Below are 5,360 nucleotides of genomic sequence, written 5' to 3'. Positions count from 1 at the left end.
TCGCCGGCCTGGGGATCGAGCGGCTGCGCTGATACGCTCGACCCCGATGCGCCGAATCGACTCCTCCACGCCCGACCTGCCGCTCTTCGACGTCGCCCGTACCCGCGACATCGAGGCCCGGGCGCTGACCGGATTGCCCACACACGCCCTGATGCGGCGCGCCGGCGAGGCGGTGGCACGCCTGGCGCTGGCCGTGGCGCCGCACGCGCGCACCATCCGCGTGGTGGCCGGCACCGGCAACAACGGCGGCGACGGGCTTGACGCCGCCATTCGCCTGCAGCAGGCCGGCAAGCACGTCGAGGTGATGCTGCTCGGCGAGCCTCAGGCGGACGACGCCATCGACGCGCTGGCACGTGCGCGCGATGCTGGCGTACCCGTCCATGCCGACGCAGGCACGCCACCGGGCGACCGCGACCTCGCCATCGATGCGCTGCGGGGCATCGGTGCCAGCCGGGCCCCTGAAGGCGCACTTCGCACGGCCATCGAATTGCTCAACGCCCTGCCGTGCCCGGTACTGGCCATCGACCTGCCCTCCGGCCTGTCGGCCGACACCGGGCAACCGCTCGGCATGGCAGTTCGCGCCACGCACACGCTGAGCCTGCTCACGCTCAAGCCGGGACTGTTCACCGCGACCGGTCGAGATCACGCCGGCAGCGTGTGGTTCGACGATCTCGGCGTCGACGCCGCCGCTGACGAACCCATCGCATGGCTCGGCGGTAGCCAGACCAGCCTGGCCGCGCCACGCCGACACGCGCAGCACAAGGGCAGTTTCGGCGACGTGGCGGTGATCGGTGGCGCGCACGGCATGACCGGCGCCGCCGTGCTGGCGAGCCGCGCGGCCCTGGCCGCCGGCGCCGGGCGCGTGTTCGTCGAGATGCTCGACCCGGCCGCGCCGGCGCTCGACGCCGGCCGGCCCGAGCTGATGCTCCGTCCCGGCTGGAGCCACCGTGTCGACCGGGAAACGCTGGCAGCAAGCACCGTCGTGTGCGGCTGCGGCGGCGGCGATGCCGTGCGCGCCGTGCTGCCCGCGCTGCTGGGCAGCTGCGTGCGGCTGGTGCTCGACGCCGACGCTCTCAACGCCATCGCTGCGGACGCAGCACTGCAACATCAGCTCACCGCACGCGCTGCGCGGCGCCAGGCGACCGTGTTGACACCCCATCCGCTGGAGGCCGCACGCCTGCTCGGCTGCAGCGTTGCCGAGGTCCAGGCCGATCGACTGGCGGCCGGGCGGCGCCTGGCGGATCAGTTCGGCTGCGTGGTCGTGCTCAAGGGCTCCGGCAGCGTGATCGCGTCACCCGGCCGCACGCCGCACGTCAACGCCAGCGGCAATGCGTCGCTGGCCACCGCGGGTACCGGCGACGTGCTGGCCGGCTGGCTGGGCGCCGAATGGGCGCAAAGCCAGGCGGCTGATCCGCTGAAAGCGGTCTGGCAAGCCGCCGTGCGCGCCGTGTGGTGGCATGGCGCTGCGGCCGAGGCCGCCGGTGCGCCTGTGCTGCGCGCCGCCGATCTGATCGAGCGGATGGCGCACCGCTGAGGCGCCGGCCTCAGCGGCGCTTGCTGCCGCGCGAGGCGGCCTTTCGCGCCGTGGATTTGGCCGCCTTGACCGGGTGCGCGCTCTTGCCGCCGCGCGCCTTGCCTTTGGTCGCCGCTTTCGCGGCGCGGTCGGCCGCCTTCACGCGCGACAGTTCGTCGCCCGCATCGCCCGAGGCACCGCGCTCGCGCCGCGCCCGCAGGCGCGAGGCGTCGTCCTCGCCCTCGCGGACCATGCGGAAGTCGATCCGACGGCCGTCGAGGTCGACACGGCTGACCTGCACGCGCACCCGCGCGCCGATCGCGTAGCGGATGCCGCTGCGTTCGCCGCGCAGTTCCTGGCGGGCCTCGTCGAAGCGGTAGTACTCGCCGCCGAGTTCGGTGATATGCACCAGGCCCTCGACGTACAGTGCGTCGAGCGTGACGAACAGGCCAAAGCCGGTGACCGCGCTGACCGTGCCGGCGAACTCCTCGCCCAAGTGCTCGCGCATGTAGCGGCACTTGAGCCAGGCCTCGACATCGCGCGAGGCCTCGTCAGCGCGCCGTTCGTTGGCGCTGCAGTGCGCGCCGGCTGCCTCCCAATGCTCCATCTCCTGGTTGGGTCCATGCTTGGCCTTTCCCGCCTGCCGCACCTTCGGCGCTTCCTCGAACTTGCCGCTGAGCAGGTGGTAGCGCTTGCCGGTCAGCAAGGCCTTGATCACCCGGTGCACGAGCAGGTCGGGGTAGCGCCGGATCGGGCTGGTGAAGTGCGTGTAGGCCTCGTAGGCCAGGCCGAAGTGGCCGGCGTTGGTGCCGGTATAGATGGCCTGCTGCATCGAGCGCAGCAGCATGGTGTGGATCTGCAGGGCGTCGGGCCGGTCCTTGGTGGCGGCGGCGATCGCCTGGAACTCCTTCGGATGCGGCTCCTCGCTAACCGACAGGCCGAGGCCCAGCGCCTTGAGGTAGTTCTGCAGCAGCGTGCGCTTCTCCGGGGTCGGCCCCTCGTGCACGCGGTACAGCGACGGGTGCTTGGCGCGCGCGATGAAGTCGGCCGAGCAGACGTTGGCAGCGAGCATCGCCTCCTCGATCAGCCGGTGGGCATCGTTGCGAGTGCGCGGCACGATCTTCTCGATGCGGCCGTTCTCGTCGCAGACGATCTGCGTCTCGGTGGTCTCGAAGTCCATCGCCCCGCGCTGCACACGCTGCTTGAGCAGCACGCGGTAGACCTCGTGCAGGTGCAGCAGGTGCGGCACCAGTTCGGCGCGTCGTGCCGCCTCCGGTCCGCGCGTGTTGGCGAGGATCGCCGCCACCTCGGTGTAGGTGAAGCGCGCGTGCGAACAGATCACTGCCGGGAAGAACTGGTAGGCATGCACCTCGCCGGCCGCGGTGACCAGCATGTCGCACACCATGGCCAGCCGCTCGACGTCGGGGTTGAGCGAGCACAGCCCGTTGGACAGTTTCTCCGGCAGCATCGGGATCACCCGGCGCGGGAAGTACACCGAGGTGGCGCGCTCGTAGGCATCTTCGTCGAGCGGCTCGCCGGGCTTGACGTAGTGGCTGACATCGGCGATCGCGACCACCAGGCGCCAGCCGTTGGGCTTCTTCGTGCGACCGATGCTCGCCGGCTCGCAGTAGACCGCATCGTCGAAGTCGCGGGCGTCCTCGCCGTCGATGGTGACCAGCGGCACGTCGGTCAGGTCGATGCGGTGGCGGCGGTCGGCCGGGCGTATCTTCTCCGGCAGCGCCGCGGCCTGGGCCAGCGTCTCGGGCGAGAAGCGGTGCGGCACCTCGTACTTGCGCACCGCGATCTCGATCTCCATGCCGGGGTCGTCGATCTCGCCGAGCACCTCGGTCACGCGGCCCACCGGCTGCGAGTACATCGACGGCGGCTCGGTGAGCTCGATGGCCACCACCTGCCCTGCGGTCGCGTTGGCGATCGCGTTCTTCGGCACGATGATGTCCTGGCCGTAGCGCTTGTCTTCCGGCGCGACCAGCCAGACGCCGCTCTCGTGCAGCAGGCGGCCGATGATCGGCGACTTGCGACGCTCGAGGATCTCGAGGATGCGGCCTTCCGGCCGGCCCTTGCGGTCGTAGCGGACGATGCGGGCACGGATGCGGTCGCGGTGCAGCACCGCGCGCATCTCCTGCTGGGAGAGATAGATGTCGGGCTGGCGGTCGTCGCGAACGAGGAAGCCGTGGCCGTCGCGGTGCCCTTGCACCGTGCCCTCGACTTCGCTCATCAGTTCGGCGCCGACGGCGGGGGGAGTTGAGTGTTGGTTTGTTTTGATGATATGATCCAAGACTTCCTGAAATGCCCAGGTGGCGGAATTGGTAGACGCACTAGTTTCAGGTACTAGCGGGTAACACCGTGGGGGTTCGAGTCCCTTCCTGGGCACCAGATGATAGAGATCGACGCAAGAGGCCAGTGCAACCGCACTGGCCTTTTCGTTTGCGGCGTCAGATGACGAACTTCTTCGCCAGGCCCTCCGGCCGGAGTTCGTCGTACTCCTCGAAGGGCTGGTGGATCCAGGGGCTGGTGGGCAGCATCTCGACGTAGTAGTCGGGCGTGTAGCTCGACACCCCCTTCACCCAGATCACCGCCGAGCGCAGCTCGGTGATCGAGGGCATGCCGCGCAGCCGCTCCACCACGGCCTTGAGGGTGACACCGGAATCGGCCAGGTCGTCGACGAGCAGCACGCGCCCGGCCAGTTCGCCCTTGGGCAGCGTGATGTACTTGGCCATGTCCAGCCGCCCCTGGATCGTGCCGGCCTCGGCGCGGTAGGAACTGGTCGACATGATCGCCAGCGGCTTGTCGAACACCCGCGAGAGCACGTCGCCCGGCCGCATGCCGCCGCGCGCCAGGCACAGGATCTGATCGAACTCCCAGCCCGACGCATGCACCTTCAGCGCCAGGCGTTCGGTCAGCATGTGGTACTCGTCCCAGGAGACGTAGAGGTGTTTGCCGTCGTCGGTCAGCATGCGCAGGGCTCCAGGTCAGTGAAAGGCGTCGTTCAGCCGCGGTACGGGTGCTTGAGCAGGATGGTGTGCACGCGGTCCGGCCCGGTGGACACCATGTCGATCGGCGCCCCGATGAACTCCTGCACCCGCTCCAGGTAGCGGCGTGCGTTCAGCGGCAGCTTGTCCCACTCGGTCACGCCGAAGGTGGTCTCGCTCCAGCCGGGGAAGGTGTCGTAAATCGGCACGCAGGCCGCCACGTCGTCGGCGTCCAGCGGCAGGATGTCGACGCGCCGGCCGTTGAGTTCGTAGCCGACGCAGACCTTGATCTCCGAGAGGCCGTCGAGCACGTCGAGCTTGGTGATGCACAGGCCCGAGATGCCGTTGATGATGATCGAGCGCTTCAGCGCCGCGGCGTCCAGCCAGCCGCAGCGACGCGGTCGGCCGGTGACCGTGCCTCGCTCCTGGCCCACCGTGGAGAGGTGATGGCCGACCGTTCCGGGTTCGTCCATCGGCAGCTCGGTCGGGAACGGCCCGCTGCCCACCCGCGTGGTGTAGGCCTTGGTGATGCCGAGGATGTAGTGCAGCATGTCCGGGCCCACGCCCGAGCCGGCCGCCGCATTGCCCGCCACGCAGTTGCTCGAGGTGACGTACGGGTAGGTGCCGTGGTCGATGTCCAGCAGCGTGCCCTGCGCCCCCTCGAAGAGGATGTTGCCGCCGCGCCGGTTGATCGTGTGCAGCCTGTAGCCCACGTCGGCCAGCATCGGCCTGAGCTGCTCGGCCACCTTCATCGCGTGGTCGAAGATCGGCTGGAACTCCAGCGCCTGCGACTTCAGGTAGCCGGTCAGCGCCACGTTGTGCAGCGCCAGCAGTTCGCGCAGCTTGGCGGCGAAGCG

General features: G+C 69.7%; 4 protein-coding genes and 1 tRNA gene. 2 read left to right on the top strand and 3 right to left on the bottom strand.

The features are described 5' to 3' along the window. The first annotated feature begins 46 nt into the window (after positions 1-46). Entirely contained in the window at positions 47-1,534 is a 1,488-nt protein-coding gene (locus AB7F93_RS13955) for an NAD(P)H-hydrate dehydratase (protein WP_428303516.1), read from the top strand. A gap of 10 nt (positions 1,535-1,544) precedes the next feature. Here the strand turns inward: AB7F93_RS13955 and rnr are convergent, their stop codons facing one another. Further along, positions 1,545-3,797 carry a ribonuclease R gene (gene rnr / locus AB7F93_RS13950; protein WP_428303517.1) on the bottom strand — a complete coding sequence of 751 codons (2,253 nt, stop codon included), beginning with the start codon at positions 3,795-3,797 and terminating at the stop codon, positions 1,545-1,547. 25 nt (positions 3,798-3,822) lie between these two features. On the opposite strand from rnr, the gene AB7F93_RS13945 reads away from it, so the two are divergent. Further along, a tRNA-Leu gene (locus AB7F93_RS13945) sits at positions 3,823-3,907 on the top strand. A 59-nt stretch (positions 3,908-3,966) separates the two neighbouring features. On the opposite strand, the gene AB7F93_RS13940 is transcribed toward AB7F93_RS13945, so the two are convergent. Together AB7F93_RS13940 and AB7F93_RS13935 are read right to left on the bottom strand one after the other, a co-directional pair. Then, positions 3,967-4,488 carry a phosphoribosyltransferase gene (locus AB7F93_RS13940; RefSeq protein ID WP_428303515.1) on the bottom strand — a complete coding sequence of 174 codons (522 nt, stop codon included), beginning with the start codon at positions 4,486-4,488 and terminating at the stop codon, positions 3,967-3,969. Between the two features lie 32 nt (positions 4,489-4,520). Then, positions 4,521-5,360: adenylosuccinate synthetase (locus tag AB7F93_RS13935; RefSeq protein WP_428303514.1), on the bottom strand; the 840-nt coding region annotated here is incomplete at its 5' end.

It is taken from the genome of Immundisolibacter sp. (assembly GCF_050250495.1).
Taxonomy (GTDB): domain Bacteria; phylum Pseudomonadota; class Gammaproteobacteria; order Immundisolibacterales; family Immundisolibacteraceae; genus Immundisolibacter.
Note: the sequence above shows the minus strand (reverse complement) of the source record. Positions and strands in the feature narration are given on the sequence as shown.

What these genes read in the sequence shown, in the direction of transcription:
- AB7F93_RS13955 (WP_428303516.1), top strand. Translation starts at nt 47, where the DNA reads ATGCGCCGAATCGACTCCTCCACGCCCGACCTGCCGCTCTTCGACGTC.
- AB7F93_RS13940 (WP_428303515.1), bottom strand. Translation starts at nt 4,488, where the DNA reads ATGCTGACCGACGACGGCAAACACCTCTACGTCTCCTGGGACGAGTAC.